Here is a 25,700-nt window from a genome sequence, read left to right as displayed (position 1 = left end):
TAGTTATTTAAATATATAACAACTATCTACTAAAAGTTTACCCTTTTTAGATGCCGTCTATTTCTTTTCTTAAGTTTTCCACTGCACTATATATTCTTTTTCTTGCTGCTCTTAATGTAATACCAAGCATTTCGGCAATTTCACTATGCTTTTTTCCTTCAACTCTATTTAACAAAAAAGCCACACGTTGTACTTCTGAAAGGTTTTCTAAGGCATTTTGGTATTTTTCAAGATATTGTTTTTGTTCCAAAACAAATTCTGGACTTTCATTATTAATACCACTTGAAACGACTTCACGGTGTTTTAAAACCACTTTTTGATGCTTTACTTCGTTCAACATTAAATTATTTGCAACGGTGAACAAAAAACTTTTAGCCTTGTCCATAGATACTTTAGAACAGTTTTGCCAAAGCTTAATAAAGGCCTCTTGGGCTTTGTCTTGCGGGTTTAAAAGCTCACCATATTTATAGTATAGAAAATCATTTAAATCTTGTATATATTTGTTGTATATACTCGAAAATAAACGTTCCTCACAAATGTTGTTATGTAATTTTTTAGCCAAATTTCACAAAATGATTTTTGCAAATTAACAAAATTAATAAGGATAGAAGGGTAAATTCGTGGCGGTTATATGTTATATAAGAAAAGGAATTAAATGAAATATTTAGTGAAATTTATTTGGCTGTTTTTTCCATTGGCTTTTATACTGTCTTGTCAGGAAAGTATTCCTGAAACGATAGAAGAGGAAGAAGCTGGTCTCATAAGTGCCAATACTAACCTATCTAATTTACTAAATCGTGTCGCACTTAAGGATGGTTCTCAAGACAACATTTTAGATAATGCCAATAATATTACCATTGTACTACCCATTACCGTAACAGTCAATGGGATGGTAATTACTGTAGCGACTGCCAACGATTATCAATTGGTTGAAAACGCTATTGAAGCTTTTGCAGATGATGACGACGTTGTTACTATTTCTTTCCCCATCACTATTATTTTACCCGATTTTACAGAAGTTACCATTAACAACCAAGCACAATTTAACACCTACGTGTCTCAAAGTACCAGTGAAAATGAAATTGATGATGATATAGAGTGTATAGATTTTGTGTTTCCAATAACTTTAGAAGCATTAGAGGTTAATGCATCAATTGCAACAACTTTAGTGATAACCAATGATGAAGAGTTATTTGAGCTTATCATTAATTTGGATGAGTATGCTTCTGTTCAGTTAAACTTCCCGATAGCACTAATCACATTTGATGGTATTGAAATTGAAGTAGAAAATTTAGAAGCCTTAGAATCTACCATTGAAAATTATATAGACAGTTGTGATGAAGATGATGATTTTGATTTCAACGATGATGACCAAGATGTATTACTTGATTTCTTAACCAATAGCAACTGGATTATTGATGAATTTGTCATAGCCGATGTAGGTCAAACCGACAATTTTACGGGATATGTCTTTACGTTTTTAAATGATGGTACAGTGAATGCAAATAATGGTAGTCAAAATATTGGTGGTACCTTTTCCATAGATGATGCTAACCCAAATGAATTATTGGTAGTTTTAGGTTTTGGTACCGTTGAGCCGTTTAACGACCTCAATAATCCTTGGAAAATAACCGAATCTGAGTTTGATACCTTAGCATTAGAAATTGGTAGCGAAGCAAATGGTGACTTGGAAATACTTGTTTTTGAGAAGTTATAGAAAGAGATATATTTGCACATTTGCAAAAACTTATTTATACTAACTTTTTGAAAAATCTATTGAAAAAACATGAAGCTTTTCTTCAAATTTATATGAAATCTTAAATCCGTATACGTCACAAATTTTCTTAACGATTGCGAGTCCTAATCCTGTGGATTTTATGCCATTGGATTCTCTGTAAAAACGTTGAAACAATTTTTCGGGATGGGCTAAAGCGTGCTCACCAAAATTGGAAATAACCAAAGTCGATTGATCTGTAATAATGGAAATGACATCTTCATTTTTAGTGTATTTAACGGCATTGGAAATTAAGTTGTTTATCAAAATATCTGCAAGATAGGCATCCATTGACACTTGTAGTGCCCCTCCTGAAACATGGGACAAATTCGCCATTTGAATCTCCCTAAAGTTTTCTATTTTTTCGTTTACGAGCTCTGAGAGATTTACGTTTTCGATATTTACAAATTGGTTATTATCTATTTTAGTTAATGTAGTAATACGCTTGTTTAACTGCTTTAAACGTTGAATATCCTTTTGAATAGAGCTTACTTGTTCAAATTGATTATTGCTAATTTCTTGTTCATTAATAAGGTTATCTATTTTTGCTTGTATGATTGCTAAAGGTGTTTGCATTTCATGGGAAACGTCTTCTGTAAATTGTTTAAGGTTTTCGTAATCGTTTTTTACTTTATTTGTTAATGTTTCTATTTCATTTTTTAATTCTGAAAACTCTAACACATCACTCTCCACAAGCTCAATAGGCTCTTTTGAAGCTAATGAGAAGCGCTTCATTTGTTCCAAATTCTTAAAAAACGGATTCCATAATTTCAGGCTTTTTGCAATATTAAAGTAAAACAGAAAGATAAAAGCCAATCCAAATATAATGATATTTGACACTACAATCGCAAAAAGAAAATCTTCAGATTCAACAACCATTTCTCTTATGGTAATCTGATAATTTTTTCCTTTAATGTTTTTAGAAATTGAAAGTTCCCTAAAGAGTTCCATTTCATCTTGTGATGGGTCATAGATAACGGTATCCTTTAAAACCTTATCTTTTAGAACATCAACTTCCATAACCTCTATAACGGGCGGCAATGAGCTAACACCACTTTCAAACCTTAAGGCACTTTCTACCCTTGCCTCTGTTGAATACAATACTTCCTCCAGTTCGTTTTCAAGCTGATGTTTGGTATAATAATACAGGACAATCGTGCTCAATAAAGCCAAAACAAGCCCAGTAACCAAAAAGGTTCTCGACGTTTTGTGAATTAGCTTTGTTTTTTTTCTCATGCTTTAATCCTCTATAAATTTATAGCCGCTGCCATATGCTGTTTTTATGTATTTTGCACCTCCAGCAGTCAATTTTCTCCGTAGGTTGTTGATATGCACATAAATAAAGTCAAAATTATCGAGTAAGTCACTATCGTCGCCCCAAAGATGTTCTGCTATAATTTCTTTGGAAAGTACACGCCCTTTATTTGAGATGAAAAACACCAATAAATCGTATTCTTTTCTCGTCAATGATATTGCTCTGCCATTAATGTAAGCGGTTCTGGATCTTGTGTCTATTCTAATTTCATTAAATTCCATAACCTCGTCGCCACCATACTTTCCTCGCCTAAGTACAGCATTAATACGTGAATTTAATTCTGCCAAATGAAAAGGCTTTGTAATATAATCATCTGCACCTAAATCCAGGCCTTCCAATTTGTCTGTCAACGAGTTGTTTGCAGAAATGATTATGACGCCTGCTCTTTTCTTTTCTTTCTTTAAGGATTTAAGTAGATCCAATCCGCTACCTGTCACTAAATTGATGTCTAGAATTATTACATCGTAATCATAGATAGCCGCTTTTTCTGAAGCTTCCCTAAAGTCTGAAGCAACTTCACAAATATTACCATCACGTTGTAGATATGTTACAATAGATTGTTGTAAATCTTTTTCGTCTTCGGCTATTAAGTACTTCATCGCTATAAATTTAAAACAATAAAATTAGTATTGAATTCTAAATTTATTCTAAAGACGCCTTCTATGATTATTCGGTATTATCCGAATTTATAATATGCAAAAACCGATGAACAATAGGAGCCATAACTACTGCTATAACACTAAAGAAGGCAGTCCCGCTAAAAAGCGCATAAAAGGAAGCAAATAATTTAGCGGTATCATTTGGCATTGTTGCTATTGGCCCTACACCAGCCAAAATCATACATGCATTGTAGAAGGCATCCATCCATGATAAAAGTCCTAGATAACGGTAACCCAAAGTTCCAATAGTAACAGAGATGATCACCATAATTATGGCGTACATTAAGTAACGTAATGCCCTAATAAAAAAGCGCTTTCTCTTTATTACAGGACTTTTCCTGTGTTCAAATCTTAAAAATGACATGAAAAATCAATTATATACTTCAAATTTACTTAAGATTTCTTTAGTAAATTTACATCATGGCGAAAAAACTCAATCAACTGGAAGCGACAGCTATTTGTGGCAATGATATTAGTTCCTCATGTTTATATGTTTCTGCACTTGCCATTGTTTATGCCGGGCAATATGCTTGGATTTCGTTATTGGTAGTTGGGGCTGTACTGTTTTTCTTTAGAAAAATTTATGGGGAAGTAGTAGGTGCACTGCCTCTTAACGGTGGTGCTTATAATGCCCTATTAAATACAACAAAAAAATCTACAGCTTCTTTGGCGGCGTCGTTAACGGTACTATCATATATGGCAACTGCGGTGATTTCTGCAAGTGAAGCTGTAAAATATGCACATAGTATTTGGAATGGCATTCCTATTATTCCCGTTACCATAGGGCTGCTTCTACTGTTTATGGGGTTGGTTATTTTAGGTATCGGCGAATCGTCTAAAGTAGCGATTGGGATTTTTTTATTTCATTTAGTTTCTTTGACGTTACTTTGCGGTTTCTGCATCCTATTCTTGTTTGAAAACGGCACTGAAACCCTACTTTCCAATTTTAAAGCACCATTAAAAACCAGTATTATTACTGCTTTATTTTTAGGTTTTTCGGCTGCAATGTTGGGCATTAGTGGCTTTGAAAGTTCAGCTAATTATGTGGAAGAACAGCAAAAAGGTGTCTTTCCGAAAACCTTGCGCAATATGTGGATAGTGGTTACTGTTTTTAACCCACTTATTGCTTTTTTAGCACTAAGCATTATACCTATTTCTACCGTTGTAGACAACCAAGATGCACTATTATCTATAATGGGGAAAACAGCTAGCGGAAATTGGTTGTCATTACTAATTGGTATAGACGCTGCACTGGTTTTAAGTGGAGCAGTGCTTACTTCATTTGTTGGTGTTGGAGGTTTAATGAAACGTATGGCTTTAGATAGAATACTGCCAAATGTGCTCTTGAAGAAAACAAGAAAAGGAAGTAATTACCTAATCTTCATCTTATTTTTTGGGCTTTGCGTTTCTATTTTATTGATTACACAAGGCGATTTAGCCAAATTAGCTGGTGTTTATACTATTGCATTTTTGTCGGTTATGATTTTGTTTGGCATTGGAAATCTATTACTGAAAATCAATCGTTCGCGGTTACCGAGACCGGAAAAATCAAGTTGGGTAGGTCTTTTTATTGGTGTGACTTCCGTTGCAGCTGCTATTGTTGGCAATGTGATATTGAACCCTCAATATTTAGCAATTTTTATGGAATACCTTATCCCAACATTAGCTGTGGTGTTTTTTATGCTCTATCGCACATCAATTTTTAAAGTTTTTCTGAACGTTCTAGATTATTTGTTCCCAGAAAAAAATGCACTTTTTGTTAGATTGAACAAATCTATTAAAAAAGCACTTAATACTATAAACAAGCAACAATTCGTCTATTTTACCAATCACGATGATATTTCCATCCTGAACAAAGTACTCTTGTACATTACTGAAAATGAATCCACTAAAAACGTAAAGATTGTAACTGTTTTAGATAAAGACGAAACTATTGCCCCAAATCTTAAAAAAGATATAGAAACACTGGATAGAGCGTATCCATTGATAAATGTTGAATTTATTATAGAACCTGGCGTTTTTGGACCTGAAAAAATTAAGGAACTATCCAAACGTTGGGAAATCCCTACAAATTTTATGTTTATAGCTTCACCCGGACATAAATTTTCATATAAAATTGAAGAACTGGGTGAGGTAAGATTAATTATTTAAAACAATAAACTATGAGCCTATTATCAGAAAATGTCATCCCGGGAAATCATGGCAAAATATTTGGCACAGATGCCAAAGAAATGTCCGACTTGTTAAAGATTGAAAAAGTCTTATTACAGATTGATGGTATCAAGGATGTTATCCTTAACAAAGATGTTTACCCCAGAGAATTCACCATACATACAACTAAACTTATTAGAGTTGAACAAATTGAAAATATGGTTAAAAAGACGGGGTTCCATGTTGTTCCCAAGAGTATTTTTAAACTTTAAGGTCTATTTGGTGATTTGAGAGGTCATTTTAAAAGTTGTAACCTCCTAAAAAAAGGTTAGTTAAGACTTACACTATAGTCATGCCTTCGTCGTTCGCATTATAACCTTAGGTTTTTTTCAATGTACATTTTAAATAACACGTTTCATAACCTATTACTTTAATGTTCATTTTAATTTTTCTTTTATGCTTTCTATTTTATTTGTTGTTGTTGTTTGATAACCGATTTCATAGAGTTCATCAGATTTCTTAGCGTCAAATAAACCATAATGAAATGACTTTTCAATCTCCAATGCTATATTACATTGATTTAAACGCTGCTCTATGGAGCTCCAAATAACAACCTGTAAACACCTCTCAGCTATGCTTTCAATGCCTTTTATCACTTTTTAATATTTAATGAGGGCAGACACTAACCCCTATAACTTTTTCACCGTTCTTAAAAAGTGGCTCAACTGCCAAATTATTAAGTAATCCCTCGTCAACATAGGTAAAGCCATTTATTTTTACCTGTTTAAACAATAGCGGCAAAGCACAAAAAGCTGCCAGCACTTTAATTAAATCCCTTTCCGATATAATCAACTGACCTGTATTTATTTGGATATGCAAACATGTAAAGGCAGCGTTAAACTCTTAAAATCGTCACTTTTAAAGTGTTCTTTTAAGAATGCTTTCAGGTAAGTAAGTTCAGTTGGACCTTTATTCAAAAAATCAATTTTGAAAATTTTCAAAAACGCTTTCTGGTGACAAAGCTCCAAAATTTCTTGTGGACTATAGTCCGCATAGTACAATACGCCAATTATGCTACCGGCACTGACTGGTTCCTGATATTCGATTTGGGAATATGCCATTATCATTTAAAGCCTTTAAAACCCCAATATGGGCTGCCCCTCTTGCTCCACCATCAAATAGTGCTATACCTATTTACCCCTTCTTTTTTCTTGTTATATTTTTAATATTACCCACATTAATTCAAAACCATAAATGTTAATATTCCGAATATATAACCTAAAAACGCTACTAAAGAGATTCGTTTAAGATACCAGATAAAATCAATTTTGAAAATTCCCATTATAGCGACACCAGCAGCCGAACCTATGATTAAAATACTCCCTCCAGTACCAGCACAATAAGCCAATAACTCCCAAAATTCGCTATCAATTTGGTAAACGTCGGTTGAGTACATACCCATTGCCCCTGCTACCATAGGCACATTGTCTATTATAGAAGATAAAATACCTATTAAACCATTGATAACATATATACTTTTAAAATTAGCATCTAACATTCCTGAGAGTTCGGTCAAATGCCCTCCTGTCTGTAGCGCTGCTACGGCCATCAAAATCCCCAGGAAAAACAATATGCTAGGTGTATCAATTCGTTGGATAATACTGGTAATGGACAAAGCCTTTCTATGTTCTTCTTCTTTCTTTTTATGAATAATTTCTGTTAAAATCCAAACAATACTTAATCCAAATAATACCCCCATAAACGGTGGCAAGTGGGTTATTGTTTTAAAAACAGGCACAAAAAGCAGCACAGCTATTCCTGTAAAAAACACAATATACTTTTCAAAATCACTAACCCCGTGTATTTCTGTATGTTTCGTATTTTTGATTTCCTTTTGAATTGTTCCTTTTAACCAAAAACTGAAAATAATTAATGGCACCAAAGCTGCCACCAAACTTGGCAGAAAAATTTGGCTGATTATATTACCCGCAGTTATTTGCCCCCCTATCCATAACATAATAGTAGTTACATCTCCTATGGGAGACCAAGCTCCTCCTGCATTGGCTGAAATTATCATCATCGAAGCAAAAAGCCATAAATCATCCTTATTTTTAATTATTTTCTTCAAAACGGCAGCCATTACGATAGATGTTGTTAGGTTATCTAATAATGCGGAAAGGAAAAAAGTGATCATTGCTAATGCCCATAGTAAATGACTTTTCTTTTTCATTTTGATTTTATCCGTAATAATACTAAAACCTTGATGGGCATCCATCAGTTCCACTATAGTCATAGCCCCCAACAGAAAGAAAAGGATTTCCGAAATTTCACCTATATGTCCTAAAAGTGCCTCTGTAAGAAAATCTCCTGGCTCAGTACTTCCCATATTTGGAAAAATACTATAACTTCCAAAAACTAAAAGTGTCCAACATACCACACCTAAGAGTAAAGCTGTTGCTGTTTTGTTTATACGAATATAGTGTTCAAGTGCAATAGCTAAATAGCCTAACACAAACATGACAATTATGGCCGTATACATGTTTTATTTTTTTAATTGTTGTTTTGTAATTTACTCTAAATGTATGTTATAAGTTATGTATATAACAGAACAATTTACAAAAACCACTAATTTATCACTCCTTTGGTCTATTCCTTTAATATTTTCATAATTGTAGGCAGTACGATCAATAATAACGGTAAAGCAAAAAACAATCCACCTATTACAGCAATAGCCAACGGTTGATGCAATTGTGCACCTGCACCAATACCCAAAGCCAAGGGTGTTAGTGCCATTATTGCAGCTAATGCTGTCATCAATTTTGGGCGTAAACGAGCTGCAATAGAATATTCAATTTTTTCAATATGAGACAAAGAAGTATCACTTTCTTGGTACTGTCTGTAGGTAAAAATCGAGTTTTCTCCAATGATGCCGACAATCATTATAATTCCGGTATAACTCCCTACGTTTAGTGGTGTTCCTGTTAAGTACAGACTTAATAAACTTCCTGCCACACCCAATACGGCAATTACAATAATGGCGAATGCTATTTTAAGCTTTCTAAATAAAAACAGAATAACCACAAAAACCAGTAATATCGCCGAAATTAAAATCATCATTAATTCCTTAAACGCCTTTTGTTGTTCTTGATAAGCACCTCCATACTCAATAATATAACCAGCCGGAAGCGATAGGTTTTTTGTTAGGTGGCTTTGAATATCCTTTAAGGTAGAACCTAAATCACGATTGTTGAGTCGTGCGGTAATCACACCCATCGATTTTTGATTTTCACGATTAATTTCCGCAACACCTTTGTCCATTTCAATATTTGCCACTTGATTGATAGGCACGCTTGAACCATTTGGCAATAAAATAGCTGTATTTCTAATATCAGATACAGATGTTTTAAGTGCATCAGGATAAATAAGACGTATATCTACCATTTGCTCTTTGTCAATCATTGAGCTTACCACCGTTCCTTCTACTTGCGTCTGTAATTGCAATTGAAAATCGGCCACAGTCATCCCTAATTGAGCTAGTTTGGGAACATTGGGCACTATAGATAAACTTGGACCTGCGACAATAATACCATCATTGACATCAGCTGTTCCCTGTACGATTTCAACCTGTTTTGCTATTTCTTGTGACAGGCTTTCTAAAGTGCCGATATTAGTCCCGAAAACCTTAATTTCTATAGGTTGTACCGAACTCATTAAATCGCCTAACATATCACCAATCACCTGACCAAAATCTATGGTTAGTTGTGGTACTTTTTCTTCAACACGTTTTCTGATTTCGTCCGAAACTTGAGTAGTAGTTTTGTTGCGTTTATCCTTCAGTTTAATTAGATAATCGCCTCGGTTGGGTTCGGTAATAAAAAAGCCCATTTGCGTTCCTAATCGAGCTGAATAGGCTTCCACTTCAGGTTGTGTATCCAAAACCCCATTTACAATTTGAAGCATCCTGTCGGTTTCCTCTAAAGTGGTTCCTGAAGGACTATTAAAATCCAATACGATACTACCCTCATCCATTTCCGGTAAAAACCCGGAAGGCAATTTGGACGGAAACAGCACAAGTATTCCCACACAAACCAATAAAAATGCAATCCCGATAATGGGTTTTCCCAATATATTATGAATCCATTTGGTTTTGGGTTGATTTTTGTTTTTTATTTCTTTATTCTTTATGAAGACAATAGATAGTACAGGTACTAACAACCAAGTCACCAAAAACGAAGCCGCCAGCGCTATAATCATACTAAAAGCCATCACCTTAAAATACGCTCCGGCGACACCTGTCATTAACACAAAGGGAATAAAAATAACCAAGGTACTTAATGAGGAGCCTATCATTGCCGGCAATAAGTGGGTAATAGCTTCGTGGGCCACCCAATCCATTTTTTCTTTTGGGTGTTCTTCCCGTATTTTATGAATTTGCTCAATGATAATGACCACATCATCAATCATCAATCCTATGGCAGCGGCAATAGCACCAAGAGTCATAATGTTGAAGGTGTAGCCAATGGCATCCAGCACAATCAATGTTAAGGATAAGGATACCGGAATGGTAAAGAGCACCACCAAACTCGCCGAGAATGAACGCAGAAACAAAATCACCACCAAAAGGGCTAATGCCAATCCAATCCAAAGAACATCTTTAATACTCGCAATACTGGTGGTTACAAAATCGGCTTGCTTGTAATAGGGTTTTAACACAACACCTTTTGGAAATATAGTGGAAAGTTCGGCAACTTTTTGTTCGATGTTTTTATTGACTTCAATAAGGTTGGCATTGGGCTGTTTTATAATAGCTATGATGGGCACATTTTTACCATTGGCCAATATTTTTACATATTCCTTTACCTCGTTGACTTCAACCATAGCCACATCCTTTAATCGAATCAATCGATTGGGACTGTTGATGATAACTAAATTCTGTAAGTCCTCAATATCATCCACAGCGTTATCCGTAAGGGTTAGGTACATTCTATTAAAATCTGTGATGTACCCATTGGATTGCAATACATTTGAATTGACAATGGCATTCTGAATCGTAGCTATGGAAATACCCAAAGATGTAATGATGTCTGGTCTTAAAATCACCTGAAACTCTTTGTCCTTGCCACCAATAACGGCAATATCAGACACGCCTTTGGTTGCTGCGAGATAAGGTTTAATCTGGTATTTGGCGATTTTTTTTAAATCAACTTGTGAAAACCCATCGCCTTCCAACGAATAGCCCATTACTGGTAAGATAGACGGGTTCATTTTTTCTACCGAAAACACGGTATTGGGAAGAATGCTTCCCTGCGATTGATTGATAAAGGATTCTATCTGTGATTTGGCAACATCAATATCAGTGCTCCAATCCAAAAATACTGAAATTTCACAACTGCCACGGGATGTTGTGCTGCGTATGTATTGCAAGCCTTCAGTACGACGAATGATATTCTCTAATGGAATAGTTACCGTAGTCATCATTTTATCTACAGGTTGCTGTCCCGCATCTGCAATGACCTTAATCTTCGGAAACGTAATATCTGGAAATAAGCCTGTTTTTAAATTTTGATAGCTAAAAATTCCACCTAAAAGTATAATGATACCAATGGCAAGAAGCGGAAACTTATAATTGGAATGCAGTTTTTTCATTGTTTTTTAAAGCTTACAATAGTTGAATCCTGCATTTGATACGCACCTTCCGTGATGACTAAATCACCAATCTTTAAAGTATTGGATTGTATCTGCACTAACGAATCATTTTTAAGTTGTGGCTTAACTTTTTGCTTTATGGCAAGTGAATCGTTAAACACTTTCATTACCCAATACTCTGTTAGCAATTCATTAGTTTGTAAGGCAGTTTTAGGAATACATATAGCCGTTTTAACTTCTCTATAAATAGTTTTAACTTGTACATTCAGGTTTTCTGGCAAATCCTCATCTGGCAACGCAATTAAAAAACTTTGTGATTGCGCTAAAGGATCAATAGTCGGTAGTTTTCCTGTAATTTTAGCGGTTATGGTTTCCTCATTCTGAAGCAGAATTTCGCAATTGGTACCTATATCCACATAATCTTCATACTCATACGGCACATTAACTTGCACGGTCAAGGATTTTGGTTGTACTACAGTTGCCAAAATATCGCCTTCAGCTACATAGTCATTGGTGGTTATATTTAATGTGTTAATGATGCCTGTAGCATTACTCCGTATGGTTATTGGACTAATAAATTTACCTAGAGAACTGTCAATCTTAACCGCTTCCTTTAAAGCATCTTGCTCTTTGGTTCTCACCGACGCAAAGGTTTGCCCATTGTGAATGTTATCACCAATCTTATATTTCATCCAAGAAATATAACCAGTCACATTAGAACGGATATTTTCTTTTTTTTGATATTGGGTAACGCCATTAAACGTTAGGTATTCTTTAATGTCATTTTGCTGAACGGCGACTACCGAAACAGTTATTGGTGCTTTTTTATCGGTTGTAGTTGCTGTTTTTTTATTGCACGATCCAAGAGAAAACATACAAACCGCTAATAGGTAAAAGTGTATTTTTTGTGTCATCGCTACCAGTTTATAAAATTATACTGGCTTTGTAATAACCAGTAGTTGGTTTGCATTTGTAGTTTCGTGTAACTATTAAGCTTGTAGTTTTGAATCACATTGAGATAATCAACAATAGAAACTTGACCTTGAACCAATTTGCCTTTATAGATTTCTAACACGTTTTGTTGTGTTTTGAGTTGTTTGTCAAGTAGCATCATATTATTATTCAATGCCCGTATTTGTTGTTCAATACTTTTAAGATTGTTATCCAACTGTATTTTAGCGTTTTCTCTATAAAACTCTAAACTTTCTTCTTTTAAAAGGCTTTGCTGCGCGTTGTATTTGCGTTGCTTCCCGTCATAAATAGGAATTGTTAACCGTAGTCCAGCACTTGCGCCAAATCTTCTGTAGATATTGGGAGTTTCAACAGCATTTAAACCGGTGTTGGCATAAGCTGTAACCTGTGGTTTGTATTGATTTTCAAAAACCTTTTGATTGGCTACGATTTGTAGACTGTCATTCTCGAATTTTTTCTCATAAAAAAACTGGGAAGGTTTTGAAGCACTATTAAAACTAGGTGCTTCCAAGTTTTCAATAGTTCCAATTGGTGTTCCGCTTAAGCTATATAATTGGATAATTGCAGCTTCAAGGTTATTTTGTACTTGTTCTAGCTCTAATTTTTTCCCTTCAATATCCAATTGCAACAGCAAATAATCACTTTCCATTAAAACAGCACGCTTCACTAATAATTCTACTACTTGTAATCGCTTCTCGAGGTCTTTTAGGATTTCTTTGGTAAAATCTTCTTGCAACTGTAATTGGTATGCCCCTATATAAGCATCTGTAATATTCTTAATAATGTTATGTTCGATTTCTTCTGACGAAAGCGCGATGGTGTTATTTTGAATTTTATTCTGAAACAGTAAATCATCTGTAATTGCTTGATTAAAAAGATTTTTGGTCACATTGATTTGAGCAGAATACAGACCACCATTTGTAATACCTACATCATACCCAAAAGCATTAGCAGATGGTGTTGTGGTAATATCTATAAACTTACCGTTGTTATTAAAGTAAGGTGCTACTAAAACTTCCGAAGTGGCATTAACCTGAAATGCTTTATTTTGTGCAAAAATGATGCTAGTTTGAAGTTCACCAATCTTTAGAAGGTTACTGTTTTCCTTTAAAATTGGAGCGTTTAGTTTCGCCTGATTAATAAAAAAACCAAGGTTTGTTTCGTTTTGAGCAAAAACCTTAACACACGTAAAAAAAACAAATAGAAATAGCGCTTTTATATTCAATGTTAATGGATTACAATTTAAATATAAAAATATGTATAAATTCTAAAGAAGTTCTAAAGCATAATAAAGATCAGCTATTTGTGCCTAACAAGGGAAGTGGTATTGATAACCAATCAAAATAATAGCACTTTCCTTTCAGGGCTTCTACTTTGTAAATCTAAAAAATGATTCTAAAGAAATTTTGAAGAAGATAAGTTTGCTTATAATCTCTTGAACCAACAAAATGTGAAATTTTGATTTGTGTCAAAAGGTGTTATATGGGACTTATTAATACATTCTAGTTTAGAAAATGAACCATTAAATAATTTTTCCATAGATTCTTCTGAATATTGTTTTATCTCTAAACCACTACACTTTTTTGGCCCATTTTCTGAAAATGCACCTATTATCAAATTACCATTTTTCACAATATTCTGTTGAACCAGTTGTTGATACTTTTTGATTTGGGATTCATCAGTTAAAAAATGAAATGACGCTCTATCGTGCCAAAAATGATATTTTTCAGAGGGTAAGAAATCTAAAACATCCGACACAATCCAAGTAACATTACCTGACTTATTTTTTAGGCGATTTTTGGCTTTTTGAATTGCTGCTTCCGAAATATCTAATACCGTAATATTTTGGTATCCCAATTTTAACAAATAATCAACAAAAAAACTGTCTCCACCACCAATGTCAATTATCTTCTCCGATTTAGAGATATTTGCTTTTTCGAGAAATGACAATGAGGTTTTAGGTATTGGTTCAAACCAACTTACCTCATTAAGGGGTTTTGTTTTAAAGACATTTTCCCAATGTTCTTTTTTATTCATAATTATAATATTAACTCCATTTCATTTTCTGTAACCTTACAGCATTCAATATTGCCAATAATGCTACCCCTACATCGGCAAAAACAGCTTCCCACATAGTTGCCAAACCTCCAGCTCCTAAAATTAATACAATTACTTTAACGCCAAAAGCCAAAATGATATTTTGCCATACAATTTTTCGTGTGGAACTGCCTATTTTAATGGCTCTCACTACTTTTGAAGGTTGATCGGTTTGAATGATAACATCTGCTGTTTCTATTGCTACATCGCTTCCTAATCCACCCATTGCTATACCAACATCACTTGCTGCCAAAACGGGTGCATCATTAATACCATCACCAATGAAGGCTACTTTATTTTCTGCATTTTTCTTTAAAATTTCGACTTCATTTAATTTATCTTCCGGCAGTAAACCACCTTTAGCACTTTCAATTTTTAACTCTTTTGCTACTTGCTGGGTTATAGAATCTTTATCACCTGAAAGCATCATAATATTTTTAATGCCTGCTTTGTGTAAATCTGTAATTGTTTCTTTTGCATCCTCCTTTAATTCGTCTGCTATCACCACATAACCAGCAAATTGATTATCGATTGAAACCAATACTATAGATTCTACAATACTTTCAATTTCATTTGGAACATCAATATCATTGGCAATCATTAAGGCTTTATTGCCTACTAATACTGTTTTATCATTCACAATACCTTTTAACCCTTTTCCTGCAACTTCAGAAACCTTATTTGCTTCTAAATTGTTGATTCCTTTCTGGTATTCCATAATAGCTTTAGCAATAGGATGTGTGGATTGTTCTTCCATAGCCATTAGATAGTTCATAAATTCCTTTTCATCCCAATCAAAAGTCTTTATGTTTTTGATTTTGAAAACTGCTTTGGTAACTGTTCCTGTTTTATCCATTACCAATGTATTTATCTTGGTCATAGCATCTAAAAAGGAAGCGCCTTTGAACAAAATACCATTTTTTGAAGCTGCACCCAATCCACCGAAATAACCTAACGGAATGGATATCACCAAAGCACATGGACAAGAAATTACAAGAAAAATCAGTGCTCGATACAACCAATCTCTAAAGACATAATCATCTACAAAAAAGTACGGTAGAAACGTAACACCTATTGCTAAAAACACAACTATTGGCGTATAAATACGTGCAAATTTCCTGATAAACAATTCGGTTTTGGACTTTCTTGCTGTGGCGTTTTGTACCAAATCCAATATTCTCGCTATGGAACTGTCTTCAAACTTACTAATAACTTCAACTTCAATCACACTTTCCAGATTGATGCTTCCTGCATATACTTTTGCTTCTTTTAAAACAGAATCGGGTTTACTTTCGCCTGTTAAAGCTGCGGTATTTAAAGTCGCTTTTTCAGATAGCAGAATACCATCCAATGGGATTTTTTCACCTACACGAATTTGGATTTTTTCCCCTATTTCGACACTTTCGGGCGATACGCTTATACAATCACCATTGCGAAAAACATTGGCTTCTTTAGGTCTTACATCCAATAAGGCCTTAATATTTCCTTTAGCTCTATTGACTGCTGCACTTTGAAAGAGTTCGCCTACTGCATAGAACAACATCACCGCAACACCTTCTGGATATTCCCCTATTATAAACGCACCAATAGTTGCTATAGACATTAAAAAGAACTCTGTAAATACATCCCCCTTTTTTATGCTTCCCCAACCTTCTTTTACTACCGGAAAACCAACAGGTAGATATGCTATACTGTACCAAATTATACGAAGACAACCCTTAAAAAAAGAAACATTAAAATACTCTAATCCTATTCCAATTATAAGCATTGTAAAGCTTATAACGGCAGGTATATAAGCTTTAAATTGGCTTGGACTTTTACCGTGGTTGTACCCATCATCGTGACTATGCTCGTTATTGGCATCAGGTTTTAAATCTCGTAGATTTATTTTCTTTTTTTTCATTTTGAATTAGATTAACAACAACTTTTTTTGCGTTGTATTGAGGGGCATTTTACCGAACCAAAACTGCAATACACACAACAATGGCCTTCGTTTGGTCGTAGGACTTTTTTACAATTCTCACACTCGTAAAAGAACTGACAAGATTCTGTTGGCATTGTTTCTATCTTTTTGTGTCCGCAGTTTGGGCAAGTGATTTCTGATTTTAATTGAACTTCCATTAATTTTCTTTTTTGTTGGTTACTTTATATCCTGTTGTATTAATTGCTTTCTCGATTTCCGTTGCGTTGGTTTTGGTTTTGTCAAATTCAATGATGGCGTTTCCATTTTCGTAAGATGTTTTCGAACTTATAATACCATTAAGTTTGTTTACTTCGTGATTAACGTGTGCTTCACAACTTGCACAAGTCATTCCGCTGATTTTAAATTCAGTGGTTTTAATATCTGACTTGTCAACTACGACAATTTGTTTTTCGGTTTTAGGATAAAAAATTCCTGAATAGTATGGGAAAACCAACATTATAATTGCAAATACTGTTACAATTCCCAAAAACGTTTTTGTTTGTGAAAATTTTGGCTTGTCGTCCGTGTCACATTCACAGTCAATTTCTTTAGGTGTGTTTAGCTTTTGATACCAAGCAAAACCAAGAATTAAAATTGTGAGTCCAATTAAATAAGGTCTAAACGGTTCTACCCAAGAGAATGTCGAAGCTATTCCACTTGCTCCAGCAATAAGAGCCAAAATAGGTGTAATACAACATAACGAAGCTGTAATGGCTGTTAACAGCCCAATTTCCATCAAATTATTTTTCATAATCTATCAGTTTGTTCAAATATGCAATAAATTGAAGTGCAACGGAAGTGCATTATTGCCCACTACACTTATCGCAAATACCTTTTATCACCAAGTTTACATTTTCGGAAACAAAACCTTCTGGAACCTTTATTTGTGGTATTTTATGGTCTGTTAAGCAAACCGTGTCTCCACAATTAGTACAATGAAAGTGTAAATGCAAATCGGTTTTAATATCACAACTGCAACCTTGCTCGCACAACGCATATTTGGTGATGCCTGTACCATCGTCTATTTGATGTACAATATCATTTTCCTCAAAGGTCTTTATTGTTCTGTAAAGCGTTGTTCTATCTGCCTTTTCAAAAGCATTTTCAATATCGCTCAATGTAACTGCTACTTCTTTTTCAGCAAGAAACTTATATATGAGTAAACGCATTGCCGTAACACGAATATTTTTTGATTCTAATAGCTTTTCTATTGTTTCCATATTTAATGTGAATGTTCTGCTTCTCCTTTTTTCATTTCTGCTATAAGGTAATATGCATTATTGTAAGCAAACTCGGTATTAGCGGGTATTTCTTCCGAAAAAGTGACTGCTATCCAATCACCATCTTTTTGCCCAGTAAACACTTCTATAGGTTTAAAAGTCCAATTTTCTCCTTCTATTTTTACCGTAAAAACAAAAAATCTATCGTTATCTTTTACAATGGCAGTTTCGGGCAATGCTTTTGTTAATGCACTATCGGTTTGTATTCTTCCTTGAATATACATACCAGGAATGAGGTTTTCTGATTTATTTTCAATTTCGGCGTGTACGTGAACTGCTTTGGGGTTGTCTTCAAAGGTTTTGCTTACCGAGTAAATTTCAGCCGTAAGTTCGGAATCTGGTATGGATTGAACACTAAAAGTTACCTTTTGGCCTTGTTTTACTTTATATACATCTTTTTCGAACACCATTAAATCGGCGTGAACGTGGTGTGTATTGACAATCTCGAACAATTCTGTTTGTGGTTCTATATACTGCCCTGTTTTAACCTCGACTTTCTGCACAAAACCTTCAATGGGACTTCGTAACGGAATTTGTTGAGCAATTGAAGCATTGCGCACCGATGCTGTATTAATATTCAAAATACTCAATTGAGCTGCCAAACCATTTACTAATGCCGTTGAGCCTTTGTATTCTGCTTCTGCTTTTTGGAAATTGGCACCAGAACCTACACCTGCATCATATAATTTCTTTTGACGTTGGTAATTTTTCTTTAAAAGTTCACTATTGCTATAAGCGTTTAGGTAATCTGTTTGTATGGCAATGATGTTAGGATGCGACAAATAAGCTACCACCTGACCTTTTTCAACTTTATCACCTTCAATTACTTTTATGGATATTACATTTGCACCTATTACAGAAGTAATAGCAGCTTCGTTTTGGGGAGGCACTTCCAATGTGCCGTTTGCCTCTATATAACCACCCATATTGCGTAAGCCCAACGTATCTATTTTCATTTTTAAGGCTTCAAACTGTTGTTGATTAAGTGTTACTTCGCCTTCTTCGTGATGTTCTTCATTATCACTGGTTTGTTCAGTTTTATTATGTGAATGTCCATCATTTTCTGAATGGTCTTTTTTATTGCCACAAGACACCGTAAAAAGTGCTGCAAAAATGACTGCGATGTATTTATATGCTGTTTTTTTCATAATGTTATTGATTGAAATATTGTAATTGAAATGCACTTTCTAAATAATTGATTAAAGCGTTTTGGGCTTCCAGTTCTGACTGCACCGCTTCTTTTACCAATTGAGTAAATGTGGTATAATCAATTTCGCCTTCTTTGTACGCCAACAACGCTCCTGATTTCTGGTCTTTGGTTAACGGTAACACTTGTGTTTCGTAAAACACCCAAGACGTTTTCCACTTTAAATAATCTTCTTTTGCTTGTGCATATTGAGATTGTAATTCTTGTTTTTTGAATAGCAAATTACTTTCGGCAATAGCATAGTCAATTTTTGCCGATTTAATTCGGGCCTTGTTTGAACCTGATAAAAACGGAATGGAAATTCCTGCTTGATAGGTATAAAAACCTGAATTACCATTAACTTTTTGTAAACCACCTTGAAGGTTCAATTTTGGTAAATTATCGGCTTTTGCCGCTCTCAATTCTGCTTCGGCGACATTCAATTGATTTTCTGAAACAGTAACCATTGGATGTTCATTTATTGATAAGCTACCACTTTCTACAGTTAATATGTCCTCCAATTTATTGGTTACCGTATAAATACCATCCTCAAACAACCAAAGATTCAACTGTTGGATAGCAATGAGGTAATCCCTATAAGCCTGTGCTTTTTTATTCTGTATTTGAAACATTTGGTTTTTTGCCGCTGAATATTCCAATTTAGAAATGGCTTCCACTTCAAAGTTAAGTGCAACTGCTTGTTCAAAATTTCCATAAATGGAATCAAGTTCTTCGTACAACTGAAAGCTTATCATAGACTCATAACATTTTGCCCACGCTTTTTTTACTTCCAGTTCTATCTCCAATTCAGATAATTGTACTATTTTTTGTGACAACTCAATGCGTTGTTGTAGCAGTTTTTGTTTTGCTCCGATTCCAAACACATCAATGTTTGATTGACCAACACCGACCGTTGTGTAGATTCCTGTTCCATCTTTGATTTCTTCACCACCAGTAAAGATTTGAGTAAAACCAAAATCGTATGCCGTAGATTTTAGGTTTTCTTGTTTGGTAGCTTCCAATTGTTTTTGCTTCAATAGTGGATAGTTCTTTTTAGATAAGGCAACAGCCTCGTTCAACGAAATTTTAGGCAAGGGCTCCGTGATTTGTTGTGCATTACTTCGAGTTGAAAACACCAACATTAAAACCAGTACTGCGGTTGCACTCACTAATTTTTTGTTTGTTTTAAACCTAAAAGTTTTATTCTCAACCCAATGGTATAAAATGGGCAATACAAATAAGGTTAGTAATGTAGAAGTCAATAAACCACCAATAACAACGGTTGCCAACGGACGCTGTACTTCTGCACCTGCCGATGCTGAAACAGCCATTGGTAAAAAGCCCAATACATCTGTAAATGCAGTGAGCATAATGGGACGTATTCTTCGTTTTGTACCTTCCAAAATTCTATCTTTTAAATTGGTGATACCCTCGTCTTTCAATTCATTTAAGCCGCTTATCATTACCAATCCGTTTAACACGGCAACCCCAAACAATACAATAAAACCAACACCTGCCGAAATACTAAAGGGCATATCCCGTAGCCACAAGGCCACCACACCGCCAATGGTAGCCATTGGAATAGCAATGTATATCATTAAGGTTTGTGGTACTGATTTTAAAGCAAAGTATATCAGTACGAAAATAAGTAGTAAGGCAATAGGTACTACGGTTTGCAAGCGGTTACTGGCTCGTTCCAAATTTTCAAAAGCACCGCCATAGCGGACAAAATAGCCAGAGGGCAATTCCAGTTGTGCATCTAATTTTGATTTAATTTCTTCTACCAACGATTTTACATCACGTCCTCTTACATTGATACCTACATAGGTTCTTCTGTTGGTATTGTCCCTACTTATTTGCATAGGTCCCGCTTTATAAGATATCTCAGCTACTTCACGAAGTGGGATTTGTGTTCCAGAAGGCAAATTGACGAATAGATTTTGAATATCGGATATGTCTTTTCGGTTTTGTTGATTTAAACGAACTACCAAATCAAACCGCTTTTCGCCTTCAAAAATAACGCCTGCATTTCCTCCGGCAAATGCCGATTGCACCATTTTGTTAAGTGTGTTGATTTGCAGTCCATATTGAGCCAACTTATCTCTACTGTAGGTTATAGTCATTTGGGGCAACCCTGTGGTAGCTTCGGCTTTCATATCGCCAATACCCTCAGTACCTGCAATTATTTTGGTAATTTCTTCGGCCTTTTGCGATAAGATATCAATATCTTCACCATATAGTTTAATAGCAATATCTTCACGAACGCCTTCCAACAACTCGTTAAAACGCATTTCTATAGGTTGGGTAAATTCATAATTTACGCCAGGAATGATCTCTACAGCTTCTTTCATGGCTTCAATAAGCTCGTGTTTTGTCTCTACCGTAGTCCATTCGCTTTTTGGCTTCAGTATGACGAATACATCGGCAATATCCATAGGCATTGGGTCTGTAGGAATTTCGGCTACACCAATACGGCTCACAATTTTTTCGACTTCGGGAAATTTGGTTTTTACTATTTGCTCAATTTTTGTTGTGGTCTCAATAGTTTCGGTAAGTGAGCTACCAGGTTTTAATATGGCGTGGAACGCAATGTCGCCTTCATCAAGCTGTGGAATAAATTCACCACCCATTCGGGTAAACATAAAGACTGTTACGGCAAATAGTGCCACTGCAATCCCTACAATCCATTTTCCTTTTAAAAGTGCTTTTTCCAGTAAAGGCTTGTACCTGTCTTCAACCCAACGCACAAACTTATCTCCATAAGATAATTTGTTGTTTTTTGGCGGTCTCAATACTAAAGCAGACATCATTGGGACATAGGTAAGGCACAACACCATAGCTCCCAACATAGCAAAAATAAAGGTCAATGCCATTGGCTTGAACATTTTACCTTCAATGCCTTGTAAGGCTAAAATGGGAAGAAATACGATAAGAATAATTAGCTGACCAAAGAACGCTGCATTCATCATTTTTTTGGAAGCCGATGCAGCAACCTCATCACGCTCTTTGGCTGTTATTTTTTTCTTTTTAAGTACTTGGGAAGCGATAATGAATACAGTAGACTCTACAATAATCACTGCACCATCTACAATAATACCGAAGTCTATAGCTCCTAAACTCATCAGGTTTGCCCATACGTTGAATACATTCATTAAAATAAATGCAAACAGTAACGATAGTGGAATAGTTGATGCTACAATTAAACCACCTCGCCAATTACCCAACAAGAAAATGAGGACGAAAATAACGATTAAAGCCCCTTCAATAAGGTTTGTTGCAACCGTTGATGTCGTTTCTCCAATTAACTTACTTCTGTCTAAAAGTGGTTCAATAACAACGCCTTCTGGCAGGGATTTTTGTATTTGAACCATACGCTCTTTAACATTGGCAATCACATCATTTGAATTTGCACCTTTAAGCATCATTACCAAGCCACCGACAACTTCTCCTTCGCCGTCTTGAGTTAATGCTCCGTAACGAATGGCAGAACCAAATTGAACTGTTGCTATATCACCAATGGTAATAGGCACATTATTAATGGTTTTAACCGTAATTTTTTTAATATCGTCTAAACTTCTTGCCAATCCTTCCCCGCGTATAAAATTAGCCTGATGGTTTTTTTCGATATAAGCACCTCCCGTATTTTGGTTATTGGCTTCGAGGGCTTCAAATACATCTGTAATGGTAATCCCAATAGATTTAAGCTCATTAGGGTCTACAGCAACTTCATATTGTTTTATTTTACCTCCAATAGCGTTGACCTCGACAACACCAGGAACCATTGCCATTTGGCGTTGTACAATCCAGTCTTGCATGGTGCGCACATCTGAAATGGAATAGTTGTCTTGATATTCTGGTCTTACTTTTAATGTGTATTGGTATATCTCTCCCAGACCTGTGGATATAGGCCCCATTGTAGGTTCTCCAAAACCCGCAGGAATTTGTTCATTTACTTCGTTGAGTTTTTCTGCTACCAATTGTCTCGGAAGATAGGTTCCCATATCATCATCAAATACAATGGTGACAACTGACAGACCAAAGCGTGAAATTGAGCGAATTTCTTCCACATTGGGCAAATTGCTCATTGCCACCTCAACAGGATAGGTAACTATTTGCTCAATATCTTCTGTACCTAAATTTGGGGATTGTGTTATTACCTGAACTTGGTTGTTGGTAATATCCGGAACGGCATCTATGGGTACTTGGGTCATACTCCAGATACCTGCTCCAATAATGGTAAGCGTTAGCAAACCAATAATGAATTTATTATTGATTGAAAAATCAATGATTTTATTAATCATAATACATGATTTAATTCAGTTGAACATTTCGATAGAACTTGGGAAGTCATCGAGTAAAATTGACCATAGCGGTCTTAAAAGGATATAACTATCCTATAAAAACTGAATTAAACTTGTGGAGGTTGTAAAAGTGTAGTATTAAAGTCTTTTTCAAGTCCTTCAAAATGGTTGAATACTTGTGTTTGTACTACAATGTTAGATAAACTATAATCCAAAACATTGAATTGTGCCACATGAATATGGCAACAATGGCACTGACAAAATGGTGAGCACAAATCCGCTCCTTGATGTTGATGGTCGTTGTCTAACGCTTGAGAAATTTCAGTTTTAACCTCATTATCAGGGATACCATTATCTTCACAAGGCACTAAATTGAGCGCAAAGATATAAATAGATAATATGAGTGCTAAAACTTTCATTGAGACAAATATATTAAATATTTAATGCAATGGGTGTGCATTTTTAACTCATACTAATTTTAAGGATAGTTCTCAAAAATCAATCAAACAGTGTTTAAAATACCTTTTAAAAAAGAAATGATACTTTACAACATGGAACGATACAGAATTATATAGAGGTCTGACAAATTTACTTATTAAAGTTGTTGAACAATACTAAGTTTTTACTTTTGCACGGATTTTCCTCCAATTAACCATTTAATCCCAAATATTTTTTGTTTAAGTAAACGCATTGCTATAATTTTGCGCGCTGTATGGGCAAAATCTTAATTAAATACCTCTATTTATTAAACCTCCTTTTAATAGTAGGTGTCTTTGGTCTATACGCAAATTCAGTAAATGATTTATCCTTTGGTGAAGCCTATCATGCCGAAAACAGCCATGATGTAAAACACCCTTATTTTCATACCAACCATCACGGCAGTAGCCATGGCATAGATTTAACATTTACCGAAGTAGAGGATACTGAAAACGAAGAATCTTCCACAAAAAACAAAGTCTTTATTGATAGGTTAGCACCTGCTCGTTACAATGCAGCGCTTTTTAGCAATCTATCTTTTCAACTACAAAAAGATTTACGGCGCCACGACATCTATTACGATAAGTCGGCCACAAAGCTCCATGTCAGGATCCAGGTGTTTCGAATTTGAAAACCACTTCCCTTTAAGCCTTTTACGGCTTTTGAAAAACCACAATAGTTTTTCATACTTATTTTAATCCATTGATTTAGCCCGACGTGCGTTTTTGGGGCGGCGTCCTGCTATAAATTCACTTCCCCAAGATTTTTTTTATAAAAAACGAACAGATGAAAAAATCATTCATTTTCATGAGCGTCATTGTGTTTATACTTTTCACAAGCTGTCATTCCGAAAAAGCAGAAAAAAAAGAACATATCGAATTTTTAGTGACTAACCCCATAAAAAAGGACACAGCCATTACCAAAGACTATGTGAGCCAAATCCACTCGTTCAGGCACATTGAAATCAGGGCTTTGGAAAAAGGATATTTAAACCACATTTCGGTCGATGAAGGCCAGCACGTAAAAAAGGGACAGGCCATGTTCCAGATTATGCCCAATGTCTACGAAGCCGAACTGGAACGTGCCAAAGCCGAAGCCATGGCTGCCGAAATAGAATATAAAAACACCCAATTATTGGCCGATGGCAACGTGGTTTCAGAAAACGAACTTGCACTGGCAAAAGCGAATTATGCAAAGGCAAAAGCCGAAGTAACACTGGCCGAAACCCATTTGGGCTTTACCAAAATAAAAGCACCTTTTGATGGCATTATGGACCACCTCCATGTGCGTGAGGGCAGCCTTTTGGACGAGGGTGAGCTGCTCACCACGCTATCCGACAACAGTAAAATGTGGGTGTATTTTAACGTGCCTGAAGCCGAATATTTAGATTACATAACCAGTGCAGAGAAAGGTAACAAAAAAGGAGTGGAACTACTCATGGCCAACAACAAGTTGTTTAAGCAGAAAGGTATTGTTGAAACCATTGAAGGTGAATTCAACCACGAAACGGGCAACATTGCCTTTAGGGCCACTTTTCCAAACCCCGATGGCATTTTAAGACATGGCGAAACCGGAAGCGTACTGATGAAAGTCCCTTATAAAAATGCAACCATCATCCCGCAAAAAGCCACTTTTGAGATATTAGACAAAACCTATGTGTATGTAATCAGTAAAGAAGGCAAAGTTACCCAACGCGAAATTACCGTGGGCGCCGAACTGCCACACCTGTTTATTGTAAACGACGGACTTACCGAAAACGATACCATTTTATTGGAAGGCATTAGGGTAGTTCGTAACAACGAAACCATACACACCAAGTTTTTAGAGCCCAACAAAGTACTGTCTGAGTTAGACCTTTACGCTGAATAATCAAGAATTT

General features: G+C 35.3%; 24 protein-coding genes. 5 read left to right on the top strand and 19 right to left on the bottom strand.

Annotated features, from left to right (window positions below; genetic code table 11):
• Positions 1 to 46: 46 nt before the first annotated feature.
• A complete protein-coding gene (locus ABI125_08485) occupies positions 47 to 562 on the bottom strand; it encodes an RNA polymerase sigma factor (protein ID XCF04765.1) in 516 nt (171 codons plus the stop codon).
• Positions 563 to 655: 93 nt separating this feature from the next.
• Between ABI125_08485 and ABI125_08480 the strand changes: the two genes are divergently transcribed.
• Positions 656 to 1,717 carry a hypothetical protein gene (locus ABI125_08480; protein ID XCF04764.1) on the top strand — a complete coding sequence of 354 codons (1,062 nt, stop codon included), beginning with the start codon at positions 656 to 658 and terminating at the stop codon, positions 1,715 to 1,717.
• A gap of 39 nt (positions 1,718 to 1,756) precedes the next feature.
• Here the strand turns inward: ABI125_08480 and ABI125_08475 are convergent, their stop codons facing one another.
• From ABI125_08475 to ABI125_08465, 3 genes are all read right to left on the bottom strand, one after another.
• A complete protein-coding gene (locus tag ABI125_08475) occupies positions 1,757 to 3,010 on the bottom strand; it encodes a HAMP domain-containing sensor histidine kinase (GenBank protein XCF04763.1) in 1,254 nt (417 codons plus the stop codon).
• A gap of 3 nt (positions 3,011 to 3,013) precedes the next feature.
• On the bottom strand, positions 3,014 to 3,688 hold the full coding sequence (locus tag ABI125_08470) for a response regulator transcription factor (GenBank protein ID XCF04762.1): 675 nt from the start codon (positions 3,686 to 3,688) through the stop codon (positions 3,014 to 3,016).
• 67 nt (positions 3,689 to 3,755) lie between these two features.
• A complete protein-coding gene (locus ABI125_08465; protein ID XCF04761.1) occupies positions 3,756 to 4,112 on the bottom strand; it encodes a hypothetical protein in 357 nt (118 codons plus the stop codon).
• 56 nt (positions 4,113 to 4,168) lie between these two features.
• Between ABI125_08465 and ABI125_08460 the strand changes: the two genes are divergently transcribed.
• Together ABI125_08460 and ABI125_08455 are read left to right on the top strand one after the other, a co-directional pair.
• Complete coding sequence (locus ABI125_08460; GenBank protein XCF04760.1) at positions 4,169 to 5,899, top strand: APC family permease; 1,731 nt, start codon at positions 4,169 to 4,171, stop codon at positions 5,897 to 5,899.
• 11 nt (positions 5,900 to 5,910) lie between these two features.
• Positions 5,911 to 6,171 carry a heavy-metal-associated domain-containing protein gene (locus tag ABI125_08455; protein XCF04759.1) on the top strand — a complete coding sequence of 87 codons (261 nt, stop codon included), beginning with the start codon at positions 5,911 to 5,913 and terminating at the stop codon, positions 6,169 to 6,171.
• 165 nt (positions 6,172 to 6,336) lie between these two features.
• Here the strand turns inward: ABI125_08455 and ABI125_08450 are convergent, their stop codons facing one another.
• From ABI125_08450 to ABI125_08380, 15 genes are all read right to left on the bottom strand, one after another.
• Positions 6,337 to 6,555 carry a hypothetical protein gene (locus ABI125_08450; GenBank protein ID XCF04758.1) on the bottom strand — a complete coding sequence of 73 codons (219 nt, stop codon included), beginning with the start codon at positions 6,553 to 6,555 and terminating at the stop codon, positions 6,337 to 6,339.
• A gap of 10 nt (positions 6,556 to 6,565) precedes the next feature.
• Positions 6,566 to 6,751, bottom strand: coding sequence for a hypothetical protein (locus tag ABI125_08445; protein XCF04757.1), 186 nt, complete (start codon positions 6,749 to 6,751; stop codon positions 6,566 to 6,568).
• A gap of 222 nt (positions 6,752 to 6,973) precedes the next feature.
• Positions 6,974 to 7,048: a hypothetical protein gene (locus tag ABI125_08440; protein XCF07890.1), complete on the bottom strand. Its 75-nt coding sequence runs from the start codon at positions 7,046 to 7,048 to the stop codon at positions 6,974 to 6,976.
• Positions 7,049 to 7,136: 88 nt separating this feature from the next.
• The gene (gene nhaD, locus ABI125_08435; GenBank protein XCF04756.1) at positions 7,137 to 8,438 is read right to left on the bottom strand and encodes a sodium:proton antiporter NhaD; all 1,302 of its coding nucleotides are present in this window, start codon (positions 8,436 to 8,438) and stop codon (positions 7,137 to 7,139) included.
• A gap of 107 nt (positions 8,439 to 8,545) precedes the next feature.
• Entirely contained in the window at positions 8,546 to 11,545 is a 3,000-nt protein-coding gene (locus ABI125_08430; protein ID XCF04755.1) for an efflux RND transporter permease subunit, read from the bottom strand.
• Positions 11,542 to 12,459: an HlyD family efflux transporter periplasmic adaptor subunit gene (locus tag ABI125_08425; GenBank protein XCF04754.1), complete on the bottom strand. Its 918-nt coding sequence runs from the start codon at positions 12,457 to 12,459 to the stop codon at positions 11,542 to 11,544. Before ABI125_08425 ends, ABI125_08430 begins: the two co-directional genes overlap by 4 nt.
• Positions 12,460 to 12,461: 2 nt before the next feature.
• Positions 12,462 to 13,742, bottom strand: a complete 1,281-nt coding sequence (locus tag ABI125_08420) for a TolC family protein (protein ID XCF04753.1) — start codon at positions 13,740 to 13,742, stop codon at positions 12,462 to 12,464.
• Between the two features lie 200 nt (positions 13,743 to 13,942).
• Positions 13,943 to 14,554 carry a class I SAM-dependent methyltransferase gene (locus ABI125_08415; protein ID XCF04752.1) on the bottom strand — a complete coding sequence of 204 codons (612 nt, stop codon included), beginning with the start codon at positions 14,552 to 14,554 and terminating at the stop codon, positions 13,943 to 13,945.
• 10 nt (positions 14,555 to 14,564) lie between these two features.
• On the bottom strand, positions 14,565 to 16,517 hold the full coding sequence (locus ABI125_08410; protein ID XCF04751.1) for a heavy metal translocating P-type ATPase: 1,953 nt from the start codon (positions 16,515 to 16,517) through the stop codon (positions 14,565 to 14,567).
• Positions 16,518 to 16,528: 11 nt separating this feature from the next.
• On the bottom strand, positions 16,529 to 16,735 hold the full coding sequence (locus tag ABI125_08405) for a GDCCVxC domain-containing (seleno)protein (GenBank protein XCF04750.1): 207 nt from the start codon (positions 16,733 to 16,735) through the stop codon (positions 16,529 to 16,531).
• Positions 16,735 to 17,328 (bottom strand): mercuric transport protein MerTP, encoded by a 594-nt coding sequence (gene merTP, locus ABI125_08400; protein ID XCF04749.1) that lies wholly within the window; start codon positions 17,326 to 17,328, stop codon positions 16,735 to 16,737. Before merTP ends, ABI125_08405 begins: the two co-directional genes overlap by 1 nt.
• Before the next feature lie 52 nt (positions 17,329 to 17,380).
• Positions 17,381 to 17,797: a transcriptional repressor gene (locus tag ABI125_08395; protein ID XCF04748.1), complete on the bottom strand. Its 417-nt coding sequence runs from the start codon at positions 17,795 to 17,797 to the stop codon at positions 17,381 to 17,383.
• Between the two features lie 2 nt (positions 17,798 to 17,799).
• Positions 17,800 to 19,005, bottom strand: coding sequence for an efflux RND transporter periplasmic adaptor subunit (locus ABI125_08390; protein XCF04747.1), 1,206 nt, complete (start codon positions 19,003 to 19,005; stop codon positions 17,800 to 17,802).
• 4 nt (positions 19,006 to 19,009) lie between these two features.
• Positions 19,010 to 23,344, bottom strand: a complete 4,335-nt coding sequence (locus ABI125_08385; protein ID XCF04746.1) for a CusA/CzcA family heavy metal efflux RND transporter — start codon at positions 23,342 to 23,344, stop codon at positions 19,010 to 19,012.
• Between the two features lie 107 nt (positions 23,345 to 23,451).
• Positions 23,452 to 23,763 (bottom strand): DUF6660 family protein, encoded by a 312-nt coding sequence (locus ABI125_08380; protein ID XCF04745.1) that lies wholly within the window; start codon positions 23,761 to 23,763, stop codon positions 23,452 to 23,454.
• Between the two features lie 293 nt (positions 23,764 to 24,056).
• Here ABI125_08380 and ABI125_08375 point away from each other — a divergent pair, with 293 nt between their 5' ends.
• Positions 24,057 to 24,452, top strand: coding sequence for a hypothetical protein (locus tag ABI125_08375; GenBank protein ID XCF04744.1), 396 nt, complete (start codon positions 24,057 to 24,059; stop codon positions 24,450 to 24,452).
• Between the two features lie 155 nt (positions 24,453 to 24,607).
• The gene (locus tag ABI125_08370) at positions 24,608 to 25,690 is read left to right on the top strand and encodes an efflux RND transporter periplasmic adaptor subunit (GenBank protein ID XCF04743.1); all 1,083 of its coding nucleotides are present in this window, start codon (positions 24,608 to 24,610) and stop codon (positions 25,688 to 25,690) included.
• Positions 25,691 to 25,700 lie beyond the last annotated feature (10 nt).

Source organism: Tamlana crocina, assembly GCA_040429635.1.
Taxonomy (GTDB): Bacteria; Bacteroidota; Bacteroidia; order Flavobacteriales; family Flavobacteriaceae; genus Flavisericum; species Flavisericum crocinum.
This window is presented reverse-complemented; position numbering and strand designations above follow the sequence as displayed.